The sequence below is a fragment of the Acidovorax sp. genome (assembly GCF_046339755.1).
Lineage (GTDB): Bacteria > Pseudomonadota > Gammaproteobacteria > Burkholderiales > Burkholderiaceae_C > Acidovorax.
Map to the genome: position 1 here is coordinate 29,778 of NZ_JBKDTZ010000241.1, position 24,730 is coordinate 54,507.

The 24,730-nt window shown below is 68.5% G+C and carries 23 protein-coding genes and 1 pseudogene; 14 read left to right on the forward strand and 10 right to left on the reverse strand.

Annotated features, from left to right (window positions below; all coding sequences use genetic code 11):
- Positions 1 to 46 precede the first annotated feature (46 nt).
- The 5 genes from ACK59X_RS20785 to ACK59X_RS20805 all read left to right on the forward strand — a co-directional run bounded on the left by ACK59X_RS20785 (position 47) and on the right by ACK59X_RS20805 (position 6,270).
- Positions 47 to 1,375, forward strand: a complete 1,329-nt coding sequence (locus ACK59X_RS20785; protein ID WP_409960285.1) for an ABC transporter substrate-binding protein — start codon at positions 47 to 49, stop codon at positions 1,373 to 1,375.
- A gap of 132 nt (positions 1,376 to 1,507) precedes the next feature.
- Complete coding sequence (locus ACK59X_RS20790) at positions 1,508 to 2,323, forward strand: ABC transporter ATP-binding protein (protein WP_409960286.1); 816 nt, start codon at positions 1,508 to 1,510, stop codon at positions 2,321 to 2,323.
- Positions 2,324 to 2,359: 36 nt separating this feature from the next.
- Positions 2,360 to 3,610 (forward strand): phenylacetate--CoA ligase family protein, encoded by a 1,251-nt coding sequence (locus ACK59X_RS20795; RefSeq protein ID WP_409960287.1) that lies wholly within the window; start codon positions 2,360 to 2,362, stop codon positions 3,608 to 3,610.
- A gap of 344 nt (positions 3,611 to 3,954) precedes the next feature.
- Positions 3,955 to 4,941, forward strand: coding sequence for a tripartite tricarboxylate transporter substrate-binding protein (locus tag ACK59X_RS20800; protein ID WP_409960288.1), 987 nt, complete (start codon positions 3,955 to 3,957; stop codon positions 4,939 to 4,941).
- Positions 4,942 to 5,238: 297 nt separating this feature from the next.
- Entirely contained in the window at positions 5,239 to 6,270 is a 1,032-nt protein-coding gene (locus ACK59X_RS20805; protein WP_409960360.1) for a Bug family tripartite tricarboxylate transporter substrate binding protein, read from the forward strand.
- 22 nt (positions 6,271 to 6,292) lie between these two features.
- Here the strand turns inward: ACK59X_RS20805 and ACK59X_RS20810 are convergent, their stop codons facing one another.
- Positions 6,293 to 6,880 carry a hypothetical protein gene (locus tag ACK59X_RS20810; protein ID WP_409960289.1) on the reverse strand — a complete coding sequence of 196 codons (588 nt, stop codon included), beginning with the start codon at positions 6,878 to 6,880 and terminating at the stop codon, positions 6,293 to 6,295.
- A gap of 74 nt (positions 6,881 to 6,954) precedes the next feature.
- Entirely contained in the window at positions 6,955 to 7,281 is a 327-nt protein-coding gene (locus ACK59X_RS20815; protein ID WP_409960290.1) for a DUF1840 domain-containing protein, read from the reverse strand.
- A gap of 270 nt (positions 7,282 to 7,551) precedes the next feature.
- On the opposite strand from ACK59X_RS20815, the gene ACK59X_RS20820 reads away from it, so the two are divergent.
- Genes ACK59X_RS20820 through ACK59X_RS20845 form a run of 6 tightly spaced genes read left to right on the forward strand, consistent with a single transcriptional unit; the run spans position 7,552 to position 14,535 of the window.
- On the forward strand, positions 7,552 to 9,903 hold the full coding sequence (locus tag ACK59X_RS20820) for a bifunctional salicylyl-CoA 5-hydroxylase/oxidoreductase (RefSeq protein ID WP_409960291.1): 2,352 nt from the start codon (positions 7,552 to 7,554) through the stop codon (positions 9,901 to 9,903).
- Positions 9,904 to 9,907: 4 nt separating this feature from the next.
- Positions 9,908 to 10,399, forward strand: coding sequence for a MarR family winged helix-turn-helix transcriptional regulator (locus ACK59X_RS20825; RefSeq protein ID WP_409960292.1), 492 nt, complete (start codon positions 9,908 to 9,910; stop codon positions 10,397 to 10,399).
- Positions 10,396 to 11,250, forward strand: a complete 855-nt coding sequence (locus ACK59X_RS20830; RefSeq protein ID WP_409960293.1) for an enoyl-CoA hydratase family protein — start codon at positions 10,396 to 10,398, stop codon at positions 11,248 to 11,250. The genes ACK59X_RS20825 and ACK59X_RS20830 overlap by 4 nt, the downstream gene beginning before the upstream one ends.
- Positions 11,251 to 11,254: 4 nt before the next feature.
- Entirely contained in the window at positions 11,255 to 12,454 is a 1,200-nt protein-coding gene (locus ACK59X_RS20835; protein ID WP_409960294.1) for an acyl-CoA dehydrogenase family protein, read from the forward strand.
- Between the two features lie 24 nt (positions 12,455 to 12,478).
- On the forward strand, positions 12,479 to 14,140 hold the full coding sequence (locus ACK59X_RS20840; protein ID WP_409960295.1) for an AMP-binding protein: 1,662 nt from the start codon (positions 12,479 to 12,481) through the stop codon (positions 14,138 to 14,140).
- On the forward strand, positions 14,137 to 14,535 hold the full coding sequence (locus ACK59X_RS20845; protein ID WP_409960296.1) for a RidA family protein: 399 nt from the start codon (positions 14,137 to 14,139) through the stop codon (positions 14,533 to 14,535). Before ACK59X_RS20840 ends, ACK59X_RS20845 begins: the two co-directional genes overlap by 4 nt.
- Here ACK59X_RS20845 and ACK59X_RS20850 read toward each other — a convergent pair.
- Positions 14,519 to 15,499: an EamA family transporter gene (locus ACK59X_RS20850; protein ID WP_409960297.1), complete on the reverse strand. Its 981-nt coding sequence runs from the start codon at positions 15,497 to 15,499 to the stop codon at positions 14,519 to 14,521. The genes ACK59X_RS20845 and ACK59X_RS20850 overlap by 17 nt on opposite strands.
- Before the next feature lie 70 nt (positions 15,500 to 15,569).
- Here ACK59X_RS20850 and ACK59X_RS20855 point away from each other — a divergent pair, with 70 nt between their 5' ends.
- On the forward strand, positions 15,570 to 16,055 hold the full coding sequence (locus ACK59X_RS20855; protein ID WP_409960298.1) for an Lrp/AsnC family transcriptional regulator: 486 nt from the start codon (positions 15,570 to 15,572) through the stop codon (positions 16,053 to 16,055).
- A 21-nt stretch (positions 16,056 to 16,076) separates the two neighbouring features.
- Here the strand turns inward: ACK59X_RS20855 and ACK59X_RS20860 are convergent, their stop codons facing one another.
- The 7 genes and pseudogenes from ACK59X_RS20860 to ACK59X_RS20890 form a co-directional block, all read right to left on the reverse strand.
- On the reverse strand, positions 16,077 to 16,904 hold the full coding sequence (locus tag ACK59X_RS20860; RefSeq protein WP_409960299.1) for an aspartate dehydrogenase: 828 nt from the start codon (positions 16,902 to 16,904) through the stop codon (positions 16,077 to 16,079).
- Entirely contained in the window at positions 16,901 to 17,503 is a 603-nt protein-coding gene (locus ACK59X_RS20865; RefSeq protein ID WP_409960300.1) for a 3-hydroxyanthranilate 3,4-dioxygenase, read from the reverse strand. The genes ACK59X_RS20860 and ACK59X_RS20865 overlap by 4 nt, the downstream gene beginning before the upstream one ends.
- 8 nt (positions 17,504 to 17,511) lie before the next feature.
- Positions 17,512 to 18,147 (reverse strand): CoxG family protein, encoded by a 636-nt coding sequence (locus ACK59X_RS20870; RefSeq protein ID WP_409960361.1) that lies wholly within the window; start codon positions 18,145 to 18,147, stop codon positions 17,512 to 17,514.
- Positions 18,121 to 18,933, reverse strand: a pseudogene (locus ACK59X_RS20875) (FAD binding domain-containing protein); the annotation flags it as partial. The pseudogene ACK59X_RS20875 and the gene ACK59X_RS20870, both read right to left, overlap by 27 nt.
- Positions 18,930 to 19,433: a (2Fe-2S)-binding protein gene (locus tag ACK59X_RS20880; protein ID WP_409960301.1), complete on the reverse strand. Its 504-nt coding sequence runs from the start codon at positions 19,431 to 19,433 to the stop codon at positions 18,930 to 18,932. The gene ACK59X_RS20880 and the pseudogene ACK59X_RS20875, both read right to left, overlap by 4 nt.
- Before the next feature lie 13 nt (positions 19,434 to 19,446).
- The gene (locus ACK59X_RS20885) at positions 19,447 to 20,427 is read right to left on the reverse strand and encodes a dihydrodipicolinate synthase family protein (protein ID WP_409960302.1); all 981 of its coding nucleotides are present in this window, start codon (positions 20,425 to 20,427) and stop codon (positions 19,447 to 19,449) included.
- A gap of 28 nt (positions 20,428 to 20,455) precedes the next feature.
- Entirely contained in the window at positions 20,456 to 22,582 is a 2,127-nt protein-coding gene (locus ACK59X_RS20890; protein WP_409960303.1) for a xanthine dehydrogenase family protein molybdopterin-binding subunit, read from the reverse strand.
- Between the two features lie 82 nt (positions 22,583 to 22,664).
- Here ACK59X_RS20890 and ACK59X_RS20895 point away from each other — a divergent pair, with 82 nt between their 5' ends.
- Together ACK59X_RS20895 and ACK59X_RS20900 are read left to right on the forward strand one after the other, a co-directional pair.
- On the forward strand, positions 22,665 to 23,585 hold the full coding sequence (locus ACK59X_RS20895) for a LysR family transcriptional regulator (protein ID WP_409960304.1): 921 nt from the start codon (positions 22,665 to 22,667) through the stop codon (positions 23,583 to 23,585).
- A gap of 111 nt (positions 23,586 to 23,696) precedes the next feature.
- Positions 23,697 to 24,725 carry a Bug family tripartite tricarboxylate transporter substrate binding protein gene (locus tag ACK59X_RS20900; RefSeq protein WP_409960305.1) on the forward strand — a complete coding sequence of 343 codons (1,029 nt, stop codon included), beginning with the start codon at positions 23,697 to 23,699 and terminating at the stop codon, positions 24,723 to 24,725.
- The last annotated feature ends 5 nt before the right edge of the window (positions 24,726 to 24,730 follow it).

Below are 24,730 nucleotides of genomic sequence, written 5' to 3' on the forward strand. Positions count from 1 at the left end.
CTTGGTTTTTCCCGTGCTTCAACACATTCATCCAAAGGAGACATCCATGAAGCTTTCGAAACTCGTGATCGCCGCCGCGGTGCTTGCCGCTGGCGCCTCGTCCGTGGCGACGAGCGCCTTCGCGCAGGCCAAGGAGCAGTTCTTCCCGCTGCTGTCCTACCGCACCGGCCCCTATGCACCCAACGGCGTGCCATGGGCCAACGGCAAGCAGGACTACATCAAGATGATCAACGCGCGCGACGGCGGGATCAACGGCGTCAAGCTCACCTTCGAAGAATGCGAAACCGGCTATGCCACCGACCGCGGCGTGGAATGCTATGAGCGCCTGAAGGGCAGGCCCGGCGTGTCGCTGTTCGACCCGCAGGCCACCGGCATCACCTTTGCGCTGACCGAGAAGGCCCCTGTGGACAAGATCCCGCTGATGACACTGGGCTACGGCCTGTCGGTGGCGCAGGACGGCCAGGCCTTCAAGTGGAACTTCCCGTTCATGGGCAGCTACTGGACCGGTGCCGACATCCTGATCCAGCACATCGGCAAAGGCGCCGGCGGCATGGACAAGCTCAAGGGCAAAAAGATCGCCCTGGTCTACCACGACAGCCCGTTCGGCAAGGAACCGATCCCGCTGCTGCTGGAGCGCGCCAAGATGCATGGCTTCGAGCTGCAGATGCTGCCCGTGACCGCGCCCGGAGTGGAGCAGAAGGCCACCTGGCTGCAGGTGCGCCAGAGCCGCCCCGACTTCGTGCTGCTGTGGGGCTGGGGCGTGATGAACTCCACCGCCCTCAAGGAAGCCCAGGCCACGGGCTACCCGCGCGACAAGATGTACGGCGTGTGGTGGGCCGGCGCCGAGCCGGACGTGCGCGACGTGGGCGAGGGTGCCAAGGGCTACAACGCGCTGGCGCTGAATACCTCGGGCACACAGCCCAAGGTGATCCAGGACATCCTCAAGCACGTGCATGAAAAAGGCCAGGGCACGGGTCCCAAGGACGAAGTGGGCTCGGTGCTGTACACGCGCGGCGTGATCATCCAGATGCTGGCCGTGGAGTCGGTGCGCCGCGCGCAGGAGCGCTTCGGCAAGGGCAAGGTCATGACCGGCGAGCAGGTGCGCTGGGGCATGGAAAACCTGGCCCTGGACCAGAAGAAGCTCGACGCCATGGGCTTTGGCGGCGTGATGCGCCCCCTGTCCACGAGCTGCGCCGACCACATGGGCTCGACCTGGGCCCGCGTGCATACCTGGGACGGCGGCAAGTGGAACTTCTCGTCCGACTGGTACCAGGCCGACGAGCAGATACTCAAGCCCATGATCAAGGCCGGCGCGGACAAGTACCTGGCCGACAAGAAGATGAGCCGGCGCGACGCCGCTGACTGCCAGTCGTGATGCGAATGGCAAGCAGGGTGTGACGCCCTGCGCCCACGGTGCGGCTCCGCATGGAGCCGCCAGCCGACAGGCCTGCAGCGGACGCGATGCGTGCGCCACCAGGCCTGCCGATTGGTCAACCGGTAACGACTCATGGAACAGCAAGCACACAACATCGTTCTCAACGTCAACGGCATCGAGGTCATTTACAACCACGTGATCCTGGTGCTCAAGGGGGTCTCGCTGCAGGTGCGCGAAGGCAGCATCGTGGCCATCCTCGGCGGCAACGGGGCGGGCAAGACGACCACGCTGCGGGCGGTATCCAACCTGCTGCAGGGTGAGCGCGGCGCGGTCACCAAAGGGAGCATCGAGCTGCGCGGCGAGCGCATCGAGAACCTTTCGCCGGCCGACCTGGTCAAGCGCGGCGTGGTGCAGGTGATGGAGGGGCGCCATTGCTTTGCCCACCTGACCATCGAGGAAAACCTGATGACGGGCTCCTACACCCGCACCAGCAAGGCTGAGGTGGCCGCCAACCTGGAGAAGGTCTACAACTACTTTCCGCGCCTGAAGACCCGGCGCACCTCCCAGGCGGCCTACACCTCGGGCGGCGAGCAGCAGATGTGCGCCATCGGCCGTGCGCTGATGGCCAACCCCAGCATGGTGTTGCTCGACGAGCCCTCCATGGGCCTGGCGCCGCAGATCGTGGAGGAGGTGTTCAACATCGTCAAGGACCTGAACACCAAGGAGAAGGTCACCTTTCTGCTGGCCGAGCAGAACACCAACATGGCGCTCAAGTACGCCGACTACGGCTACATCATGGAAAGCGGCCGCGTGGTGATGGACGGTGCAGCCAGCGACCTGGCCAGCAACGAGGACGTCAAGGAGTTCTACCTGGGCGTGGGTGGTGGCGAGCGCAAAAGCTTCAAGGATGTGAAGAGCTACAAGCGCCGCAAGCGGTGGCTGGCCTGAACACGCACTTGCATCGACCGCACCCGAAAGCATTCCATGACCGCAGCCCACTACGACGATCTTGAAACCCGCGCGCCCGATGCGCGCGAAGCCGCCCTGCTCGCAGCACTGCCCGGCCAGGTGGCCCATGCGCAGAAGGCGTCTCCCGCCTTCGCCGACATCCTCGCGGGGATCGACGCCTCCGCCATCACCAGCCGCGCCGCGCTGGCGCAGTTGCCGGTGACGCGCAAGCACGAGCTGCTCGAACGCCAGCAGGCCAGCCGCGCCACCAACGTCTTTGGCGGCTTCAGCGCGCTGGCCTTCGGAGCGGCCATGCCGCGTGTGTTTGCCAGCCCCGGCACCATCTACGAGCCCGAGGGCACGCGGCGTGACTACTGGCGCATGGCGCGCGCCATGTACGCGGCGGGTTTCCGCCCGGGCGAGCTGATCCACAACAGCTTCAGCTACCACTTCGTCCCCGCCGGCTCCATGATGGAAACGGGTGCCCATGCCCTGGGCTGCACCGTGTTTGCCGGTGGCACCGGCCAGACCGAGCAGCAGGTGCAGGCCATGGCCGAGCTCCGGCCTGCGGGCTACATCGGCACGCCGAGTTTTCTCAAGCTCATCGTCGAGCGGGCTGCCGAGATGGGCGTGGCCCTGCCCAGCGTGGCCAAGGCGCTGGTCTCGGGCGAGGCCTTTCCACCGTCTCTGCGCGACTGGTTCACCGAACGCGGCATTGCCGGCTACCAGTGCTATGCCACGGCCGACCTGGGCCTGATCGCCTACGAGACCTCGGCGCGCGAGGGCCTGGTGCTCGACGAGGGCGTGATCGTGGAGATCGTGCGCCCCGGCACCGGCGACCCCGTGCCCGAGGGCGAGGTGGGTGAACTGGTGGTGACCACGCTCAACCCCGACTACCCGCTGGTGCGCTTTGGCACGGGCGACCTCTCGGCCGTGCTGCCCGGCACCTGCCCCACGGGCCGCAGCAACCAGCGCATCAAGGGCTGGATGGGCCGCGCCGACCAGACCACCAAGGTGCGCGGCATGTTCGTGCACCCCGGCCAGGTGGCCACCATCGCGCGGCGCTTCCCCCAGGTGCTGCGCGCGCGCCTGGTGGTCAGCGGCGAGATGGCCAACGACCAGATGCTGCTGCAGGTGGAAACCACCGAGACCGCCGAAGGCCTGGCCCGGCAACTGGGCGACGCCATCCGCGAGGTGACCAAGCTGCGCGGCGAGGTGCAGATGCTGCCCCCCGGCAGCCTGCCCAACGATGGGCGCGTGATCGAGGACGCGCGCAGCTACCGCTGACGTGCGTGCTTGTAGTCCATTGGACCCATGGGGGATTAATCGAGCGCGCCCATATTCTCTATATATAGGCATATTCTGGAGATATGGGTGCGGTGTGAAACCGCATTTTCGGCAACCCCTCCAGAACCTCTGACAAAGGTCAATCCAAGGGAAAACGCTGCCCCCTTTCAGCGCCAGTGTTTACCCTTAATAAGCTCCTTTTTCAATAGCATTGAGCGACGGCATACATTGCTTTTGAGGCGAATTTCGCTTAAAGCCACTACCCCCTGCATGGTACGTAATTCCCGCAATACTGGCGAAAGGGTCGCTGGATATCATGGCCCGTCTTTTACAGAGGAGCACTCATGAAAAAACTGATCCAACTCGCCCTTGTGGCCGCAGCGGCTGCAGCCGCCTTCGGCGCCGCCGCGCAGGAATATCCATCCAAGGACAAGACGGTCACCATCGTGGTGCCTTTCGCTGCTGGCGGCCCGACCGACCGCGTGGCCCGTGACCTGGCCGAAGCCCTGCGCAAGCCCCTGGGCGCCAACGTGGTGGTGGACAACACCGCCGGTGCCGGCAGCTCCATCGGCGCCGCCCGCGTCGCCCGCGCCGCACCGGACGGCTACACCCTGCTGCTCAACCACATCGGCATGTCCACCATGCCCGCGCTGTACCGCAAGCTGGCCTTCAGCGTGCCCAACGACTTCGAGTACCTGGGCATGGTCAACGACGTGCCCATGACGCTGATCGCGCGCCCCACCATGGCCGCGAACAACTACAAGGAACTGTCGGCCTGGCTGACCCAGAACAAGGGCAAGATCAACATCGGCAACGCCGGCCTGGGTTCCGCCTCGCACCTGTGCGGCCTGATGTTCCAGAGCGCGCTGCAGATCGACATGACCCCCGTTCCCTACAAGGGCACGGCACCTGCCATCACCGACCTGATCGGCGGCCAGATCGACCTGCTGTGCGACCAGACCACCAACACCTCGGGCCAGATCGAAGCCAAGAAGGTCAAGGCCTATGCCGTGACGACCCAGAAGCGCCTGACCACGCCCCTGCTCAAGGACCTGCCCACGCTGGCCGAGTCCGGCGTGAAGAACTTCGAAGTGACCATCTGGCACGGCCTGTACGGTCCCAAGGGCACGCCACCCGATATCGCCAAGAAGATCAACGACGCCCTCAAGGTGGCCCTGAAGGACCCCGACTTCATCAAGAAGCAGGAAGGCCTGGGCGCCGTGGTCGTGACCGACAAGCGCGTCGAGCCCGCTGAACACAAGAAGTTCGTGGTGTCCGAGATCGACAAGTGGACCGCCGTGATCAAGGCCGCAGGCACCTACGCCGACTGATCGCCGCCACACCCGTGCGCGCGCACCGCTGCGCGCTGCGCCAGCCACCACGCTCCCGGGCCTGGTGGCTTTTTTGTACCTGGACCGCCCAGACACCGGGTTGATGGCATCAGCCCTGGTCGCATTCCAGACCCGGTCTTCGGGTAATCCATCTGCACGGAGCGCGCCCACCCGCGTAGAAATGCAGGCAACCACCCGGCTCTTCAAGAAAGCATTTCCATGGCACAGCACGCCCACAGCACCCACCCCGCCATCGCCGCGAAAACCCGCGCCCGCAGCCGCCGCAAGGTCATCGCCATGGCCCTCACCCTGAGCGCGCTGGGCGCCCTGGCCGTGGCCACGGCCAGCGCCCTGCTGCTGCCCCGGTCGGCCCATGCACAGCAGCCGGCAGCGGCCCCTGCGGCAGGCGCATGGCCCAACAAGCCAGTGCGCATCGTCGTGCCGTTTGCGCCGGGCGGCACCACCGACATCCTGGCCCGCGCGCTCACGCCCGATCTGTCGCGCGTCTTCGGCCAGCAGTTCGTGGTGGACAACCGCGCGGGCGCCGGCGGCAACGTGGGCGCCGAGATCGTGGCCAAGGCCTCGGCCGACGGCTACACCCTGCTCATGGGCACGGTGGGCACGCACGGCATCAACCGCGCGCTGTACGCCAAGCTGCCCTACGACCCGATCAAGGACTTCGTGCCCATCACCCTGGTGGCCGCCGTGCCCAACGTGATGGTGATGAACGTGGACAAGGCCAAGTCCCTGGGCATCACCAATGTGCAGGACTTCATCCGCGCCGCCAAGGCCAGCCCGGGCAAGTTCAACATGGCATCGAGCGGCAACGGCACCTCCATCCACCTCGCAGGCGAGTTGTTCAAGAGCATGACCGGCACCTTCATGCTGCACCTGCCCTACCGCGGCTCCGGCCCGGCCCTGCTGGACCTGGTGGGCGGCAATGCGGACGTGATGTTCGACAACCTGCCCTCGTCCATGGCCCAGATCAAGGCCGGCAAGCTCACCGCCCTGGCCGTGACCAGCAGCCAGCGCTCCGGCGCCTTGCCCGATGTGCCCACCGTGGAGCAGGCTGGCGGCCCAACGCTCAAGGGCTACGAGGCCAGTTCCTGGTTCGGCCTGCTGGCCCCTGCCGGCACCCCGCCCGAAATCGTCAACCGCATCCAGCAGGAGGTCGCCAAGTCCCTGGCCTCGCCTGCGATGAAGGAGCGCCTGATGGCCCAGGGCGCCATCCCCGGCGGCAACACGCCGGCCGAGTTCGCCAGGCACATCGACGCCGAGCACAAGAAGTGGGCCCAGGTGGTGAAGGCGTCGGGGGCGAAGGTCGACTGACGCCCGGCGCGCGGCCGGCTGGCTAGCGCGCAAACAGCCGGGGCACCTGCTTGCTGAAGCTCGCCTGGGGTGCCAGCAGGGCGGCCATCACCTTGCGCGGTTCGGCGGGCAGCGGGATCTCGTAGCACAGCGCGTCCGCATGGAAGCGGAACGATTGGCGGCTGGCGGCCAGCACCTGCCGGTAGCCCTTGAGATTGCTTTCCGGGTGCCTCAGGCTGCCCGCGATCACCGCATGGCCCCCACCCTGCAACGCGTAGAGAAAGCCGATGCCATCCACGGCGCGTATGTCGGCATCCCGCCCGGTGTGAAAGCCGGCTTCGAACGAGAAGGGCATGTAGGCCGGCACCTTCTGGTCCTTGGGGAGCAAGGCCATGTCGACATGGAGCACCATGCGCATCGCCTCCTGGCTAGGCGAGCGCTCCAGGCTGAAAAGCGGTTTCCCGTTCTCGTGGTCGCCGTAGGTCAGCTGCGCCACATCACTGCCCAGCGCCCATTTCCAGGTGCCGGCAGCGCCGGGTTGCTGGCAGGGCTGCGCCTGCACCGTACCGGCGGTCAGGGTGACAAGAACGGCGATGGCGCGGGAAAGGCGTCGGAGCGGGAGAGCGTGCACGTCAGGATGCCCGGCAAGGGGCGGATTGGGGAGGGACCGCAGTATGCCTGCGCCGCCCCGCCGCCAACCCGGGCTCACACGCCCCAGACCACGTCCGCGTCTTCCGCCGCGCTCTTGCGCAGCATCTCGATGAACGGCGCCGCGCGCTGGCGCAGCTTCACCGTGTCGGCGCGGCCACCTTGCTCATCCTCGTCGTCTGCCTCCTTGCCTTCGGGCGCCGGAGGCTGCGCCTCGCTGGCCTTCACCGCGGCTTCCAGCGCCGAGATGGCACCCGGGATCTGCGCTGCAGTCACGATGCCGCTGCTGCCCGGGGTCTTGCCGATGATCTCCAGAATCTGGCGGCCCTGGGGCTCGAGCATGATGAGGTCGGCGGCGGCCTTGGATTTGAACTTGTAGAGCATGGTGCGCGGAGCTCCCTCAGGTGTTGGTTATGGATGGATGCGGTCGTGCGTGAAAGCACAGGCCGATGGTGCGGATTGTGCGCCGGCCAGCAACAGCCGGTTTGCGCACACCTTACTCTCTTTGCCCGACAACCCGCTGTACGCCAAGCGCCTTGCGAGTGGCAGGCTGCCGCGCCGCCGGCCTGTCGGACCGCGCCCATGGCGCCATGGTCGATCCGTCTGGGGATGGCCCCATTGACAGTAATTTGTTTAGGTCTAAACTATTTTCCCATGAACATACTTTGCATTGGCGGCGGCCCCGCAGGTCTGTATTTCGCCCTGCTCATGAAGCAGCAGAGCCCGGCGCACCATGTGACGGTGCTGGAGCGCAACCGGCCGTTCGACACCTTTGGCTGGGGCGTGGTGCTGTCGGACCAGACGCTGGCCAACCTGCAGGCGGCCGATGCCGCCACTGCCGGGCTGATCGGGGACGCCTTCAACCACTGGGACGACATCGAAGTGTTCTTCAAGGGGAAGAGCGTGCGCTCGGGCGGGCACGGCTTCTGCGGCATCGGCCGCAAGCGCCTGCTCAACATCCTGCAGGACCGCTGCCTGCAGGTGGGCGTAGAACTGGTGTTCGAGGCCGACGTGCAGGACGACCAGGAAGCCGCAGCGAAGTACGGCGCCGACCTGGTGGTCGCCAGCGATGGACTGAACAGCCGCATCCGCACGCGCTACGCCGCCACCTACCAGCCCGACATCGATCTGCGCCAGTGCCGTTTCGTCTGGCTGGGCACACACAAGAAGTTCGACGCTTTTACCTTTGCCTTCGAACAGACGGAGCACGGATGGTTCCAGGCCCATGCTTACCAGTTCGACGCCGACACCTCCACCTTCATCGTGGAAACACCCGAGGCGGTGTGGAAGGCCCATGGCCTGGACCAGATGGAGCAGCCCGAGGCGATTGCCTTCTGCGAGCGCCTGTTCGGCAAGTACCTTGATGGCAATGCCCTGATCAGCAACGCCACGCACCTGCGCGGTTCGGCCAACTGGATCCGCTTTCCGCGCGTGATCTGCAACACCTGGGTGCACCGCGAGAGCATCGCCGGCAAGCAGGTGCCCATCGTGCTCATGGGCGATGCGGCGCACACCGCGCACTTTTCCATCGGCAGCGGCACCAAGCTCGCGCTGGAGGACGCCATCGACCTGGCCAACGAGTTCGCCACCGGCCTGCCCATTGGCGAAGTGCTCACGCACTACGAGGCGCGCCGCAGTGTGGAGGTGCTCAAGATCCAAAACGCGGCGCGCAACTCCACCGAGTGGTTCGAGAACGTGACGCGCTACACGGGCATGCAGATCGAGCAGTTCGCGTACTCGCTGCTCACGCGCAGCCAGCGCATCAGCCACGAGAACCTGCGCCTGCGCGATGCGCAGTGGCTGGAGGGTTATGAAAGCTGGCTGGCTGGCGGCAAGGCCGCCGTGCCGCCCATGCTCACGCCCTTCACGCTGCGCGGCCTCACGCTCAAGAACCGCATCGTCGTCTCGCCCATGGCCACCTACAGCGCGGTCGACGGCGTGCCGCAGGACTTTTTGCTGGTGCACCTGGGCGCGCGTGCCTTGGGTGGCGCGGCCATGGTGATGGTGGAGATGACCAGCCCCACGCCCGAAGGCCGCATCACCCCCGGCTGCACGGGGCTGTGGAACGACGACCAGCAAGCTGCCTTCACGCGCATCGTGCAGTTCGTGCATGGCAGCAGCAGCGCGAAGATCGGCATGCAGCTGGGCCACAGCGGGCCCAAGGGCTCGACCCGCGTGGGCTGGGAAGGCACGGACGAGCCGCTGGAAGCGGGCAATTGGCCCCTGCTGGCCGCCAGCCCCCTGGCCTACGGCAAGCAGAACCAGACGCCATCGGCCCTCAGCCGCGCCGAGATGGATGCCATGACCGCCGCCTTCGCCGACAGCGCGCGCCGTGCCGCCGCCTGCGGCTTCGACTGGCTGGAGCTGCACTGCGCGCACGGCTACCTGCTGGCCAGCTTCATCAGCCCCATCACCAACCAGCGCAGCGACGACTACGGCGGCAGCCTGGCCAACCGCTGCCGCTACCCGCTGGAGGTGTTCGCCGCGCTGCGCGCCGTATGGCCGGCAGACAGGCCCATGAGTGTGCGCATCTCTGCACACGACTGGGCCCCCGGCGGCACCACGCCCGATGATGCCATCGAGATCGCGCGCCTGTTCAAGGCCGCAGGCTGCGACCTGATCGACGTCTCGTCCGGCCAGACCACGCGCGCCGCCAAGCCCGTCTACGGCCGCATGTACCAGACACCGTTTTCCGACCGCATCCGCAACGAGGTGGGCATCGCCACCATGGCCGTGGGCGCGATCAGCGAGGCCGACCACGCCAACAGCATCATCGCCGCGGGCCGCGCCGACCTGTGCGCGATTGCCCGACCGCATCTGGCCGACCCGGCCTGGACACTGCACGCCGCGGCCCAGCTGAGCCCTGTGGCCGCCGCCCACACCGACTGGCCCGTGCAGTACTGGAGCGGCCGCGACCAGATGCTGCGCGAAATCGGCAAGCAAAAGCAGATGCAGGCCGCGCTGGAGGCCACGCGCAAGGCCACTGCGGGCGAAGAGGAAGGCTGATCCCATGGATCTCGAAGCCCGACTGCACGGCGCCGCGCCGAGCGAGCACCCCGAGGCCCTGCGCCTGTGGCTGCGCATGCTGACCTGCACGCAACTGATCGAAAAGCAGGTGCGCGCCGGCCTGCGCGAGCGCTTCGACACCACGCTGCCGCGCTTCGACCTGATGGCGCAGCTCGAACGCTCGCCCGAGGGCCTGAAGATGAAGGACCTCTCGCGCCGCATGATGGTCACCAGCGGCAACGTCACCGGCATCACCGACCAGCTCGTGGCCGAAGGCCTGGTGGAGCGCGTGGAGGTCGAGGGCGACCGCCGCGCCTACTGCGTGCGCCTGACGCCCCAGGGCCGCGCCCAGTTCAACGAGATGGCCCGCCAGCACGAGCAGTGGATCGTCGAGGCCTTTGCAGCTTTGGGCGAGCGCGACATCGCCACCCTGCACCGTCTGCTGGGCAAGGTCAAGGAACACACCCAAAAACACACCCTGGAGATCGAGGAATGAAGCACAACATTGGCGCAGGCAATCCGATGCGCGCGCAGTTCGAGGCCAAGGCCCCCTATACGGCCCAGCACTTCGACTGGAGCTACGCCGACGGCGTGGGCACCGTCACGCTGAACCGGCCCGAGCGCAAGAACCCGCTCACCTTCCAGAGCTATGCCGAGCTGCGCGACTTCTTCTATGCGCTGCGCTTTGCCACCGACGTGAAATGCGTGGTGGTCACCGGTGCGGGCGGCAATTTCTGCTCGGGCGGGGATGTGCACGAGATCATCGGCCCGCTGACCGGCATGAGCATGCCCGAGCTGCTGGAGTTCACGCGCATGACGGGCGACCTGGTCAAGGCCATGCGCGCCTGCCCCCAGCCCATCCTGGGTGCCATCGACGGAATCTGCGCGGGCGCGGGTGCCATGATGGCGCTGGCCTGCGACATGCGCTATGGCACGGCAGCGGCCAAGACGGCTTTCCTTTTCACCCGCGTGGGCCTGGCCGGCGCCGACATGGGCGCCTGCGCCCTGCTGCCGCGCCTCATCGGCCAGGGACGCGCCTCGGAGCTGCTGTTCACCGGCCGGTCCATGACGGCGCAGGAAGGCCTGGCCTGGGGCTTCTTCAACGACCTGTACGAACCGGCCGACCTGCTGGCCCAGGTGCAGGAAACCGCGCGCGCGCTGGCCAGCGGCCCCACCTTCGCCCACGGCATGACCAAGACCATGCTGGGCCAGGAATGGGCCATGACCATCGACCAGGCCATCGAGGCCGAAGCCCAGGCCCAGGCCATCTGCATGCAGACGCAGGACTTCCGCCGCGCCTACGAGGCCTTCGCGGCCAAGCAGAAACCCGTGTTCCAGGGGGACTGAGGCCATGCACATTGCCCCCCCACCCGCGCCCTTCCCGCCCACCACGGCCCATCTGGACCTGCCCTTCTTCGACGAGGCGCACCGCGAGCTGGCGCGCGGCCTGGTGCCCTGGGCCGCCGCCCAGGACGTGGACGAAACCGACGACCGCGCCGCCTGCCGCGAATGGGTGCGGCGCCTGGGCGCGGGCGGCTGGCTGCGCTACTGCGTGCCCGCCGCACATGGCGGCGCCCTGCCCGCGCTCGATTCGCGTGCGCTGGTGCTGCTGCGCGAGACCCTGGCCTACCACTCGCCGCTGGCGGACTTCGCCTTTGCCATGCAGGGCCTGGGCAGCGGCGCCATCACCCTGGCCGGCAGCGCCGCGCAGCAGGCACATTACCTGCAGGGCGTGGCCAGCGGCCAGCTGATCGCGGCCTTTGCGCTGAGCGAACCCGAGGCCGGCTCGGACGTGGGCGCCATGCGCACCACGGCGCTGCCGGCCGCAGGCGGCGCCTACACGCTCGACGGCAGCAAGACCTGGATCAGCAACGGCGGCATCGCCGACTTCTACTGCGTGTTCGCCAAGACCGAGCCGGACGGCGGCACGCGCGGCATCAGCGCCTTCATCGTGGATGCGACCACGAAGGGCCTGGACACATCGCAGCACATCCACGTGATGGCCCCGCACCCGCTGGCCACGCTGGCCTTCACGGGCTGCGAGGTGCCGGGCTCGAATTTGCTGGGCGAATTGAACGGCGGCTTCAAGCTGGCCATGCGCACGCTGGACATCTTCCGCGCCTCGGTGGCCGCCGCCGCCCTGGGCATGGCCCGCCGGGCACTGGCCGAGGCCGTGCACCATGCGCGCCAGCGCCGCATGTTCGGCCAGACGCTGGCCGACTTCCAGCTCACGCAGGCGCGCATCGGCGAGATGGCGGCGCTGGTGGACAGCGCGGCGCTGCTCACCTACCGCGCCGCCTGGCTGCGCGACGAGGGCGAAAAGCGCGGCGGCACCCGCGTCACGGCCGAGGCCGCCATGGCGAAGATGACCGCCACCGAGAACGCCCAGCGCGTGATCGACATGGCGCTGCAGCTGCACGGCGGGCGCGGCGTCGAAGTGGGCAGCAAGGTGGAGAGCCTGTACCGCGACATCCGCTCGCTGCGCATCTACGAAGGCGCGACCGAAGTGCAGCAGCTCATCATCGGCAAGGCTGCCCTGCAGGCGTCCTGACCCTCCAGACCAAGGAGCATTCCCATGGCCCACCCCAGCGCCCAGCCCGACCATTTCGTGCACGACCGCCTGCCCGCCCGCGAAGCCCTGCCCACGCTGCACTACGGCGCCCCGGAATTGCAGATCCCCGACCAGGCCAACCTGGTGCAGGCCCTGTTCGACCAGGCCGAGCGTGCCGGCCATGGCGACCGGCCCCTGCTGCGCGGCCCCACGCGCGCCTACAGCTACCGCGAGGCGCGCACCGAGGCCGCGCGCATCGCCGAGTTGCTGACGAAGGAGCATGGCCTGGTCCCCGGCAACCGCGTGCTGCTGCGCGGCGGCAACACGGTGGAGATGGCCCTGGCCTGGCTGGGCGTGGTGCACGCCGGCCTGATCGCCGTGGCCACCATGCCGCTGCTGCGTGCGGTGGAGCTGGGCAGCATCATCGAACGCGCCCAGCCCGCGCTGGCGCTGTGCGACGGCCGCCTGCTGGCCGAGCTGCAGGCTGCGCAGGCAGACCACCCGGTGCTGGCGGCCATCGTCCCCTTCCACACTGCCCCTGACGCAGGCGACCTGCTGACGCGCGCACAGGCCATGCCGGGCACCCAGCCAGCCTGCCCGACCTCGGCTGACGACGTGGCACTGATGGCCTTCACCTCGGGCACCACGGGCGCACCCAAGGCCGCCGTGCACACGCACCGCGACGTGCTGGCCGCCTGCGAGGCCTGGCCGCGCCATGTGCTGCGCGCCCGGCCCGAGGACATCGTGGCGGGCTCACCGCCGCTGGCCTTCACCTTCGGCCTGGGCGGGCTGCTGGTGTTCCCCATGTGGGCCGGGGCCAGCGTCTACTTCCCCGACCAGCCCTACACGCCCGAGACCATGGTGCGCCTGATGCGCGAGGCCGGGGTGACCATCTGCTACACCGCGCCCACTTTCTACCGCCAGATGGCACCGTTCGCGCGGCAGTTGGGCCTGCCCACGCTGCGCACCAGCGTGAGCGCGGGCGAGGCCCTGCCCGATGCCACGCGCCAGCTGTGGAAGGAGGCCACCGGCATCGACATGACCGACGGCATCGGCGCGACGGAGATGTTCCACATCTTCATCTCGGCCGCGGGCGGCGAGAGCCGTGCCGGCGCCATCGGCAAGGTGGTGCCCGGCTACGAGGCCAAGGTGGTCGATGGTGCGGGCAAGGAGCTGCCGCGCGGCACGGTGGGCAAGCTCGCCGTGGTCGGCCCCACAGGCTGCCGCTACCTCGACGACCCGCGCCAGGCCAAGTACGTGAAGGACGGCTGGAACTACCCCGGCGATGCTTTCGTGCAGGACGCCGACGGCTACTTCTTCTACCAGGCGCGCGACGACGACATGATCATCACCGCCGGCTACAACGTGGGCGGCCCCGAGGTCGAGGACGCCCTGCTGCGCCACCCGGCCGTGGCCGAGTGCGCCGTGATCGGCGTGCCCGACGAGGAGCGCGGCATGGTGGTCAAGGCCTTCTGCGTGCTCAAACCCGGCCACGCGGGCGATGCCGCCATGGCCAAGGCCCTGCAGGACCATGTGAAGGCGACCATCGCCCCTTTCAAATACCCTCGCCTGGTGGAGTTCCCCACCTCGCTGCCGCGCACCGAGACGGGCAAACTCCAGCGCTTTCGGCTGCGCCAGCGCGAAGCCGCGGCAGCGGCCACCCCACCCACGACGAAAACACCATGAATACCACCTTGCAACCCGACGGATGGGCCACCCCCAAAGGCTATGCCAACGGCGTGGCCGCCCGCGGCACCATGATCTTCACCGGCGGCCAGATCGGCTGGAATGCGGCACAGCAGTTCGAGAGCGATGACTTCATCGCCCAGACGCGCCAGACCTTGCTCAATGTGCGCTCCGTGCTTGAAGCCGGCGGCGCCGGCCCCGAACACCTGGTGCGCCTGACCTGGTACGTGGTGGACCGCAACGAATACAACGCCCGACTGAAGGAATTGGGCGTGGTCTACCGCGAAGTGCTGGGCAAGCACTTCCCCGCCATGGCCTGCGTGCAGGTGGCCGGCCTGATGGAAGAGCGCGCCAAGATCGAGATCGAGGCCACGGCCGTCATCCCGGACGCGTAAGCCGGCAATCAGCCCGCTTGCCCCGCCCCGCTGGCGGTGCCATCTCGCCACGGCGCGACCAGCGCGCCTGCAGGGCCTTGCCGTAGAGGATGAACACCAGTGCCAGGCCGATCAGCGGTAGCGCGGCATAGACCCAGCCCGTGAGCAGCTCGCCGCCCAGCGCCACGCCGACCAGCAGGGCCACGGCAGGGTTCACGAACGAATAGCTGCCGGCCAGCGCGGCCGAGGTGTTCTGCAGCAGCCAGAGGTAGGCGTTGAGCGCCACCAGCGTGCCGAAGAACAGCAGGTACACCCAGGCCGCCCAGGACTTGGCGCTGACCTGGCCCAGGGCACTGACCGGCTCGAAGCACAGCGCCACCACCAGGCCCATGGCCCCGCCCGTGAACCACTGCGCCGCCGAGGCCATGGCCGGTGCGGGCAGGGACAGGCGGCGTGACGCGTAGGAGCCGATGCTCCAGCACAGCGGCGCACCAAAGGCCAGCAGCGCCCCCAGCCAGGTGGCCGAAAAATCCCCTTCCAGCGCCAGCAGCAGCGCGCCCACCACGCCCAGGGCCAGGCCGATCCAGCTGGTCACGGGCACGCGCTCCCCGCCCCAGCGCGACCACAGGGCCAGCCACATCGGCATGGTGGTGACCACCGTGGCCATCAGGCCCGAGCCGATGCCCATCTTCTGCGCAAAGCCCATGAGGTTCATGGCCAGGAACACCATGCACCCGCCGACCACGGCCGAGTTGCGCCACTGCACCGCCGTGGGCAACGCATGGCCCTGCCACAGCGCCACCGCCAGCATGATGGCCCCGGCGCAGAGGAAGCGGATGGCGTTCATCAGCAGTGGCGGCATGGTCTGAACCGCGATGCCGATGGCGAAATAGGTGGTGCCCCAAACGATGTAGACCAGCAGCAGGGCGATGGCGATAGCCCACACACGGCGGTTGCCTGCTTGCGCATTGAAAAATGTCGGCATATTCTTCACCTGACCGGAAAATTTATGGAAATCACAGGGATTTCGGAATTTTTACCAAATTCATGCGCTTATGCAAGCAAATATTCAGACAGATGAGATAGATGCCAGAATTATTTCTGCCTTGGGCACCGATGGCCGACGTTCATACGCCGACGTCGGGGCCGAAGTGGGCTTGTCGACGGCTGCGGTGCATGAGCGGGTGAAGAAGATGCTGGACAAGGGCGTGATCCGCCGCTTTTCGATCAGCGTGGACCACGAGCGCGTGGGGCTGAACTTCACGGCCTTCGTCGCCATCCGCAACGATGGCGGCATCCACTGCCGCGACGTGGCGCCGCGCCTGCGCGCCATGCCCCAGGTGGAAGAGCTGCACAGCGTGGCCGGCGAGTACGACTTCCTGGCCAAGATCCGCACCACGCATGCGCGTGCGCTGGAAGACGTGATCTACGAGATCAAGGCGATTGCGGGCGTGGCCCGCACCACCAGCACCGTGGTGCTGAACACCGAGTTCGAGGACCGCCCGCTGGACCTGAATTGGCTGAGTGACAAGGCAGGATAAGCCTCGGCCCGCTGCCGCGGCTCAAAGAGCCAGGCCTGGCAGTGTATTGCGCACCGCGCGCACCAGGCTGTAGACCGTAAGCGCCGAGGTCTTGGGATTGGCCGCCAGCGGCAGGTTCTCCATCTGCAACTCGAGCCGACCGAAGGCGCCCCGCGCAATGACGGCGTGCACGTTGCGGGTGACTCCCGGGTCGGCCACCAGCTCCACCTGGGTGCGATCCAGCCCCAGGCCCGCCAACGACACCGTGGCCGCCACGTTTGCATTCTTAGGGAACTGCCGGGCCGCTTCGCGCGCACTGCCGCGAAAGATGACCTGCGGTGCCATCAGGCGGGCCAGGTCGAAAACCTGCTCGGCCGGCGTGCCCGCCCAGCTCAGCGGCGGCTTGCGCCCCACATAGACCACCTCGTCGAGCCCGCCCAAGCGCGCCGCTGCCAATGCGTCGATGGCGCCGATGGCGCCGGACACCAGTTGCAGCCGGGTGCCGCCCTCCTGCGCGGCAGCCTCCAGCCGCGCCAGCAGGTCCGCGTCATGCAGCGCGCCTACCGAGGCCATGGCGCAGGGAATACCGGCCTGCAGCGCGGGCACCACATGGGCCAGCACCGCCGCATGGCCCGCGCATTCGACGACGAGATCGGGTCGCTGCCCCGGCCCGAGATCCAGCGTGCTGGCCACCCGCACCTGCGGCGCCAGCGCCGCGCAGGCCGCCTGGGCGGCTGCGAGGGACGCCGGGGACACGATGAGCTGTGCCAGGCGCACACGGTCATCGCCCGCCAGTTCCCGCGCCAGGGCCTGGCCGATGGCCCCAAAGCCGACCACGGCCAGCCGCAGCGGTGAACGGTGCCCTGTCATGCGGCCGTACCGGGGAAATGCTCCACGCAGCGCGCATGCCAGCTGCGCCAGTCGCGGCCCGGGTGCACTTCGCCGCAGTGCGCGCAGGTGCGCTCGGCCGGCACCGAGTCGTAGAACGCGGTGTAGGTGCGCGGCAGGTCTTCGACGATGCTCGTGAGCTGCAGCTCGCTGCGCACCACCAGGCCACCGCAGGCAGCGCAGTACCACTCGAAGGCGTCGATGGAGCCCACGGGCCGGTTGCGCTCCACCACCGTGCACAGGCTACCTGGCTCCGGGCGTTGCGGCGAGTGGCGCACGTGGGCAGGCAAGAGGAAGATGTCGCCCTCGCGCAGGTGCACGCGCTCGAATTGGCCGCGGTCGGCGATCAGCAGCGAGGCATTGCCCTTGAACTGGTGGAAGTACTCCTCGTAGGGGTCATCATGGAAGTCGGTGCGCTCGTTGGGGCCGCCCACCACGGTGCAGACCAGGTCGGCGTTCTTCCAGATCTGCTGGTTGCCCACGGGCGGCCGCAGGCGCGCGCTGTGGGCATCGAGCCACTGCTCGAAATTCAGAGGCTTGCTGTAGTGGTCGTAGGCCAGATCGGCCGGTTGGTAGGGCATGGAGACACTCACTTTCGAAACAGGGAAAGCCACCGTGCCAGCAGGCGCTGCAGCCTGTGCCACGGAGAAGGTGGAGGCGGCGGGTCACCAGGCACGCCCAGCACCCGGGCGAAGCGCTCGAAGAACTCCTCGCTGAGCTTGCGCGAGCTGGCTTCCACCAGCCGGTTGCCGAACTGCGCCAGACGCCCGCTGAGCTGCACCTGCACCCACCAGTGCAGCACCGTGCCGCCGTCGCCGGTGGGCTCGAAGCGCACACGCGCCGTGCCCTGGCCGCTGCCCAGGGCGCCCGCCTGGCCGACGAAGACCATGGTCAGCGACCGGGGCGGCTGCAGGTCGTGCAGTGTGACCTCGCTCTTGAAACGCACCGACAGCGGGCCCAGGCCGACCTTAACCGTGGCCTCGTAGTCGGTGGCGCTGCGCTGCACCAGCGCTTCGCAGCCGGGGATGCTGGCCTGCAGGTTCTGTGCATCGAGGATGGCCTGCCAGACTTGGGCCGGCGGCGCCGCCAACGCCTGGCGGCCGCCGAAGCCGTCCTTGGGCACGGCTTCGGTGCCAGGCGTGGCAGGCGTCTGCCGGACCGCCAGCGGCGCATGGCGCGGCAGTGCCTCGCCCGTGAGGGCGGCCACGCAGCGCCGGGCCAGCACCCCGGCCAGATGGCATCGATAGCAGGCCGAGGCATGCAGGTCGCCCAGCGCCGTGAGGTCATCGAAGGGGACGGCAGACAAGGCCGCCAGGCCGAACCGGCCGCCAAGCGCCTGTTCGGCCCCAGGCCAGCGCGCGATGCCCATGCCCAGCCCGGTCACGGCCACGCGCACCCGGCCCGGCCCAGTATGCGCCACGGCCACGCCCACCAGCGCAAAGCGCGAGGCAGGCTGCTCGAACTTGAGGTAATGCAGGCCCTGCAGCCGGGGGAAGCGCACGCCGACGATCAGCTCGCCCGGTTCCAGCGCCGTGCTGTACAGGCCCTGGAAGTAGTCGTCTGCCGCAATCTCGCGCCGCACGGTGACGATGGTGGCACCCGCCGCCATCACCCCGGTGGGCCAGCAGGCCGCAGGGTCGTTGTGCGCCAGTGAGCCGCCAATGGTGCCCATGGCGCGCACCTGCACGTCGGCGATGCCGCCGGCCAGGGCCGCCAGGCCGGGCGCGAAGCCCCGCACGGTGGCACTGGCCGCCACGCTGGCATGCGTGGCCATGGCGCCGATCCAGAGCGTGTCCGCGCCATCCGGTCCGTTGTTCTCCACGCGGATATCGCGCAGGCCCGGCACGTCCTGCAGGTCGACAAGCACCGAGGGCGTGGCCATGCCCAGCTTCATCGCGGCCAGCAGCGACTGGCCGCCGGCCAGCCAGGCCTGGCCGCCATCCGCAGACGCAGGCATCAGCGCAAGCGCCTCGGCCAGCGAAGCGGGTCGATGGAAATCCAATGCGTTCATGCCGGCTCCGTTCCGCGCATGGCGAGCAGTCCCTCGCAGACCGCCTTCACGATGCCCTCGTAGCCCGTGCAGCGGCACAGGTTGCCGCCCAGGGCATGGCGCACCCAGTGCGGGTCGATGGACTCCCCGGCGGCCTCGGGCTCATCGGCCAGGGCCACCGCGCGCATCAGGAAGCCCGGCGTGCAGAAGCCGCACTGCAGCGCATGGTGCCGGCTGAAGGCCTGCTGCATGGGGTGCAGCCGATCGGGTGCCGGGGCCAGCCCTTCGACCGTGCGCACGGCCCTGCCCTGCACCTGCAGGGCCAGCACATTGCACGACTTCACGGCCCGGCCGTCCACCTGCACCGTGCAGGCCCCGCACTGCGCCGTGTCACAGCCCTGGTGGGTCCCGAGCAGGCCCAACGGGCCGCGCAGGCAGTCCACCAGCAGCGTGTTGGCTTCCACCTGCACACTGCAGACGCTGCCATTGACCTGCAACTGGATCGGCATCCGCTGGCTCATGCGGGTGCGCGCCTCAGGCCAGGCGCAGGCCGCAGCCTGCAAAGGCTTCGCGCGTGGCAGCCAGCTCGGCCTCGGTCATGTTGAGCAGCGGGCGGCGCACCGGGCCGCCATGCTGCCCCAGCAGTTCCTGCCAGGCCTTGCCGTGCGCCTGCGGCTTGCCGGCGGGCTTGCTGGCGCGGAAGGCGGCGCGCACGGGCTCCAGGCTGTCGCGCACCTTGCGCGCTTCGGCATGCTGGCCGGCAAAGGCCAGGCGGGTGTACTCGTTCATGCGCTGGTCCACCTTGGTCTGCAGCAGGAAGGGCGGCGTGGAGCACAGGTAGAGCTTCCAGTTGAGCTCGATGATGTTTTCCAGCCAGTCTTCCTCGGAGGGGTTGCTCACCTGGATCTTGTGGCCGGCCAGCTCAGTCAGGCGCTTGTAGCGGGCGCGGTCGGCGCTGTACTTGATGGCCACGATGTTGGGCAGGTCGGCGATGCGGTTGCACAGCTCCGGGCTCATGGTATAGCCGCAGTCGGGGTGGTTCCACATGGCGATGCCGATGTCGAGCTGCTCCGACAGGTAGCGGTAGTACTCGTAGATGGTCTCTTCGGTGTCGGCGCCGAAGTGCAGCACCGGGCTGTGCACGATCACGTAGTCGGCACCGGCGTTCGCCGAATGGCGCGCCAGGTCCAGCACCACGTCGAGGTTGGTGTCCGAGCACGAGGTGATGATGCCGCAGCGGCCGATGCCGCCACGGTTGCCCGCGGCCTGCGCGGCCTCGACCGACAGGGAGATCAGGCGCTTGCGCTCCTCGATCGACATGGCAAAGAACTCGGCCTGCTTGCCGGCGATGAACAGGCCACCCAGCTTCAGGTCGCGGATCCAGTGGTCCATGTTCTGGCGCAGCGCCTTTTCGTCGATGCGCAGGGCCCCGTCGAAGGGGGTGAGGTTGGCAGCCCAGACGCCGGTGAAGTGCTCGCGGGCGTATTCCTTGGCTTCAGACTTTTTGTAATCCATGGTGTTTTCCTTTCAAGACATGGGTGGTTCAGAGGCTCCGGCCGCTCATCGCGCGCCAGAACTGTTCGGAGGTGAGGGGAAACTGCAGCGGGCATTCGCCCACGGGCGAGAGCGCATCGCGCGCCGCGTTCATCAGCGCAGCCGGCACGCCGATGCAGCCGGCCTCGCCCACGCCCTTGGCGCCCAGCAGGTTGAGCGGACTGGGCGTGGCAAAGCTGTGGATGTCGATGGCGGCTGGCATGTCGTCGGCGCGCGGCGCGGCATAGTCCATGAGCGATCCGGTCACGAGCTGGCCCGCGCCGTCGTAGACCAGGCGCTCCAGCAGGGCCTGCCCCAGGCCCTGCGCCAGGCCGCCGATCAACTGGCCCTTGGCCAGCTCGGGGTGGACGATGCGGCCCGCGTCATCGGCCCAGGTGATCTGCTCGACGCTCGGCCGGCCGGTATCGCGGTCCACGGCCATGCGTGCGATCACACAGCCATAGCTCCAGGCTTCGCCGCCCGTGAAGCGCGCGCTGGCGGAGAGCGGCAGGGCCTCGCCTGCCGCACGCCGTGCCTGCAGTTCCCGGCAGGCCTGCACGATGGCGCTGCCCGCCAGGGCCGTGCTGCGGCTGGCCAGCGCCCCCACGCCGGGCGGGCACAGCGAGGTGTCGCCGTACAAGACATCGATCAACCCGGCATCCATGCCCAGCGCTTCTCCGGCAATGCGGGCGTAGGTCGTCGCATGGCCCTGGCCCTGCGCGGGCGATCCGGTGGCCACGGTCACGCGGCCGTCGGTGTGCCAGTCCACCCGCGCCGATTCCCACCCCACGCCGCAGGGCTCGACATACAGCGCCATGCCGATCCCCACCACCTCGCCCTCGGCGCGGCGCTGCGCCTGCAGCACGCGCTGCTCCGCATAGCCGAAGCGCTCGCAGGCCAGCTCCAGCGCACGCCGGTAGTCGCCACTGTCGAAGACCTCGCCGGTGGGCGTGGTGTACGGCATGTCGGCGGCCTGTACCAGGTTGCGCCGGCGCAGCTCCACCGGGTCGATGCCTGCGGCCCGCGCAGCCTGCTCGACCAGGGTTTCCATCAGCAGTGCCGCTTCGGGCCGGCCGGCGCCGCGGTAGATGGTGACCGGTGCCGTGTGGGCCAGACCGGCGCGGCCCCGCACATCGAGCCGTGCCACGCGGTACGGCCCGGGCAGGATGCGCGCCGTGTTGCGCAAAGGCACCACGGCCGAGAACGGCAGCCAGGCGCCCAGGGTGAACTGCAGCTCGGCCTGCAGCGCCGCAAAGCGCCCCTCGGCCGTGAGGGACAGGCGGCCTGCCAGCCGCGCACCGCGGCCGGGCATGCCCGAGGTGAACACGTCCGAGCGCGAGGAAATCCAGCGCACCGTGGCCTGCATGCGGCGCGCGGCCAGCGCGATGGCCAGGTCCTCGGGGCACAGCGAGGACTTGGCGCCGAAGGCACCACCCACGTTGCCGGTGACCACGCGGACGCGCGCATCGCTCCAGCCCAGCGCGGTAGCGATATCGGCCTGCGCGCGGGACGGCGACTGCGTGCCCAGGTGCACGGTCAGGCGGGGCTCGCCAGCGTCGCCATGCCACTGCGCGAGCATGCCGCGCGGCTCCATCGACAGCGCCAGCACACGCGGCAACTCCAGCGTGGCGCTGGCCTCGCAGGCCGCCGCCGGGGCCGCATCGGGCCCAGCATGGTGCGCCACTTCCGAGACCGGCAGGGTGCCGTCGAAGTCCAGCACGGCATCGAGCGGCTCGATATCGAGCTGGACCCGCAGGGCCGCCTGCTGCGCCGCACCCAGAGTGTGTGCCAGCACCAGGGCCACGGGTTGTCCCACATAGACCACTTCGCCCCGTGCCAGCGGTTCGATGGCGAGCACTGGGGCCACGGGCAGCAGCGGGTTGGGCGGGGGCATGTGCACGGCACGGCCTTCTTCTGCGTCTGGCAGCAGGGTCTCGGCGGTCAGCACCGCGGCCACACCTTCGGCGCTTTCGGCCGCCTGCAGATCGATGGAGCGCAGCCGGCCATGCGGAATCGGCGAACGCACGAACACCGCATGCAGCGCACCCTCGGCCGGCTCATCGCCCGTGTTCTGGCAGCGCCCCCTGAGCAGGGCGGGGTCTTCGGGGCGAAGGGGGGTGAAGGCCGTGTTCAACATGGGTCGGATTAGACCGGCGCCCCCTGCCGCGGGCAATCGCATAATTTTGAAAGACTTTGAAGTTTGCCGACACAATCGCGCCATGGACCTGCTGGACAACCCCTCCAACCTCAGCCTGCGGCAGCTGCGCGCCTTCTGGCTCGTCGCGCACGAAGGCACCATGACGCGGGCCGCCGCGCGCATGCACCTCACCATCTCGGCACTATCGATGCTCGTGCGCACCCTGGAAGAAGAACTGGGTGTGCGCCTGTTCGAGCGCACCACGCGCCGCATCGAGCTGACCGATGCCGGCCGGCAATTCCTGCCCACGGTGCGCGACGTGTTCTTCGCCCTCGACTCGGGCCTGCAGACGCTGCAGGAGAGCAAGCGCCGCAAGAGCGAGCGCCTATCGGTCGTGACCTCACCGCTGCTGGCGGCCAGCCTGGTGCCCGAGGTCATTGCGCGCTTTCGCGAGCAGTTCCCCAACGTGACCGTGACCCTGGTGGATGCACCCGTGGACCAGGTCGTGGCGCATGTGCGCGAGGGCAAGTCGGACTTCGGCATCTACACGGCCGATCTGGCCTCGACCGACCTGGTCTCGCAGGTGCTCTACAAGGACACCCTGGTGCTGGCCTGCAGCCCCGACCACCCGCTGGCCGAACGGCGCGAGGCCAGCTGGGGCGACCTCACGGACCAGAGCCTGATCCTGCTGACCTCCAACACCGGCCTGCGCCGGCTGGCTGACCAGGCCCTCGGCCAGCTCACGCTGCGGCTCAAACCGGCCTTCGAGGTAGCCAACATCCAGACCGCCGTCGGCCTGGTCGCCGCAGGCCTCGGGGTCTCGGTGCTGCCGGCCTACAGCCTGTCGCGCGTGGACGGCCAGCGCGTGGTCTCGGTCCCCTTGACCGACCCCGTGGTGACGCGTGAAATCGTCGCGCTGTGCACGCGCGCAAGGCCATTTTCAATGGCCGCTGAAGCATTCTTGAAGCTGTTCACAAAATACGCGGACCAGAGCGCGATTTAAGCGGCTTTTCGATCGGTTTTGCTGGTGTTGCCTCTGTTCAGCGTGGCAGCGCGCCAGTACAAAAGTAAGGCGCCCTCACACGTCCTGGCGCACACACAAGGAAACCGATCCATGAAACCCGTTTGCGGCGCCAGCCCACTTCAGGCCCCTTCCTCCCCCCTGTCCCGCCGCCGGCTGCTGGCGCTGGGCCTCGGCAGCACCGCTGCCTGGCTGCACGCCACGCCGTCGCTGGCCAACACCTGGCCCTCCAAGCCCGTCAAGATCACCACCGCGGCCTCCACCGGCAGCGGGCCCGATGTGTCGCTGCGCCTGGTGACCGAGCAGCTGGCGCGCCGCTGGGGCCAGCCGGTCATCGTGGACAACAAGCCCGGCGGCAACGGCGTCGTGGCCTTCAACGCCACGCGCAGCGCCGCATCGGATGGCCACGAACTGATCCACCTGGACAGCACCATGCTGACCTCCAACGTGCACCTGTACAGCCGCCTGCCCTACGACCCGCAGCGCGACTTCACCCCGATCCGCCCCACCCTGCAGACCGACTTCTTCGTGGCCGTGGCCAAGGACAGCCCGTTCAAATCGGTCGACGACATCGTGCAGGCCGCCCTGGCCGCGCCGGACCGCATCACCTATGGTTCCTGGGGCCTGGGCAGCCCGGGCCATCTGGGGGCGCTGCGCCTGCTGGCCGCCACCCACACGCGCATGACGCATGTGCCCTACAAGGAGATCCCGCAGCTGTTTGCCGCAGTGGCCACCGGCGAGGTGCAGTGGGCGCTGGGCAGCATCGCCAGCGCCGGGCCCATGGAGAAGTCGGGCCGCATCCGCTTCGTGGGCGTGGCTGCACCGCAGCCCTCCCCGTTTGCGCCCGGCGTGCCCGGCATGGCGGGCTCGGCCCAGGCCAAGGCCTTTGTGGCCAATGCCTGGTTCGGCCTGTTCGCCCCCCGCAACACGCCCAAGCCGCTGCGCGAGAAGATCGCGGCGGACATCACCGAGATCCTGGCCACGCCGGACATCGCCGACCGCTACCGCAACCTGGGCTACAACCGCTTCGACCAGAAGCCCGACGAGTTCGGCGAGTACATTGGCCGCGAGACCCAGCTGTGGGGCCGCGTGATCGCCGATGCCAAGCTCAAGCTCGACTAGGAGGC

What these genes read in the sequence shown, in the direction of transcription:
- ACK59X_RS20855 (WP_409960298.1), top strand. Translation starts at nt 15,570, where the DNA reads ATGCAAGCAAATATTCAGACAGATGAGATAGATGCCAGAATTATTTCT.
- ACK59X_RS20820 (WP_409960291.1), top strand. Translation starts at nt 7,552, where the DNA reads ATGAACATACTTTGCATTGGCGGCGGCCCCGCAGGTCTGTATTTCGCC.
- ACK59X_RS20845 (WP_409960296.1), top strand. Translation starts at nt 14,137, where the DNA reads ATGAATACCACCTTGCAACCCGACGGATGGGCCACCCCCAAAGGCTAT.
- ACK59X_RS20880 (WP_409960301.1), bottom strand. Translation starts at nt 19,433, where the DNA reads ATGAGCCAGCGGATGCCGATCCAGTTGCAGGTCAATGGCAGCGTCTGC.
- ACK59X_RS20840 (WP_409960295.1), top strand. Translation starts at nt 12,479, where the DNA reads ATGGCCCACCCCAGCGCCCAGCCCGACCATTTCGTGCACGACCGCCTG.
- ACK59X_RS20885 (WP_409960302.1), bottom strand. Translation starts at nt 20,427, where the DNA reads ATGGATTACAAAAAGTCTGAAGCCAAGGAATACGCCCGCGAGCACTTC.
- ACK59X_RS20795 (WP_409960287.1), top strand. Translation starts at nt 2,360, where the DNA reads ATGACCGCAGCCCACTACGACGATCTTGAAACCCGCGCGCCCGATGCG.
- ACK59X_RS20835 (WP_409960294.1), top strand. Translation starts at nt 11,255, where the DNA reads ATGCACATTGCCCCCCCACCCGCGCCCTTCCCGCCCACCACGGCCCAT.
- ACK59X_RS20815 (WP_409960290.1), bottom strand. Translation starts at nt 7,281, where the DNA reads ATGCTCTACAAGTTCAAATCCAAGGCCGCCGCCGACCTCATCATGCTC.
- ACK59X_RS20900 (WP_409960305.1), top strand. Translation starts at nt 23,697, where the DNA reads ATGAAACCCGTTTGCGGCGCCAGCCCACTTCAGGCCCCTTCCTCCCCC.
- ACK59X_RS20805 (WP_409960360.1), top strand. Translation starts at nt 5,239, where the DNA reads ATGGCCCTCACCCTGAGCGCGCTGGGCGCCCTGGCCGTGGCCACGGCC.
- ACK59X_RS20830 (WP_409960293.1), top strand. Translation starts at nt 10,396, where the DNA reads ATGAAGCACAACATTGGCGCAGGCAATCCGATGCGCGCGCAGTTCGAG.
- ACK59X_RS20785 (WP_409960285.1), top strand. Translation starts at nt 47, where the DNA reads ATGAAGCTTTCGAAACTCGTGATCGCCGCCGCGGTGCTTGCCGCTGGC.
- ACK59X_RS20860 (WP_409960299.1), bottom strand. Translation starts at nt 16,904, where the DNA reads ATGACAGGGCACCGTTCACCGCTGCGGCTGGCCGTGGTCGGCTTTGGG.
- ACK59X_RS20895 (WP_409960304.1), top strand. Translation starts at nt 22,665, where the DNA reads ATGGACCTGCTGGACAACCCCTCCAACCTCAGCCTGCGGCAGCTGCGC.
- ACK59X_RS20890 (WP_409960303.1), bottom strand. Translation starts at nt 22,582, where the DNA reads ATGTTGAACACGGCCTTCACCCCCCTTCGCCCCGAAGACCCCGCCCTG.
- ACK59X_RS20865 (WP_409960300.1), bottom strand. Translation starts at nt 17,503, where the DNA reads ATGCCCTACCAACCGGCCGATCTGGCCTACGACCACTACAGCAAGCCT.
- ACK59X_RS20800 (WP_409960288.1), top strand. Translation starts at nt 3,955, where the DNA reads ATGAAAAAACTGATCCAACTCGCCCTTGTGGCCGCAGCGGCTGCAGCC.
- ACK59X_RS20850 (WP_409960297.1), bottom strand. Translation starts at nt 15,499, where the DNA reads ATGCCGACATTTTTCAATGCGCAAGCAGGCAACCGCCGTGTGTGGGCT.
- ACK59X_RS20825 (WP_409960292.1), top strand. Translation starts at nt 9,908, where the DNA reads ATGGATCTCGAAGCCCGACTGCACGGCGCCGCGCCGAGCGAGCACCCC.
- ACK59X_RS20790 (WP_409960286.1), top strand. Translation starts at nt 1,508, where the DNA reads ATGGAACAGCAAGCACACAACATCGTTCTCAACGTCAACGGCATCGAG.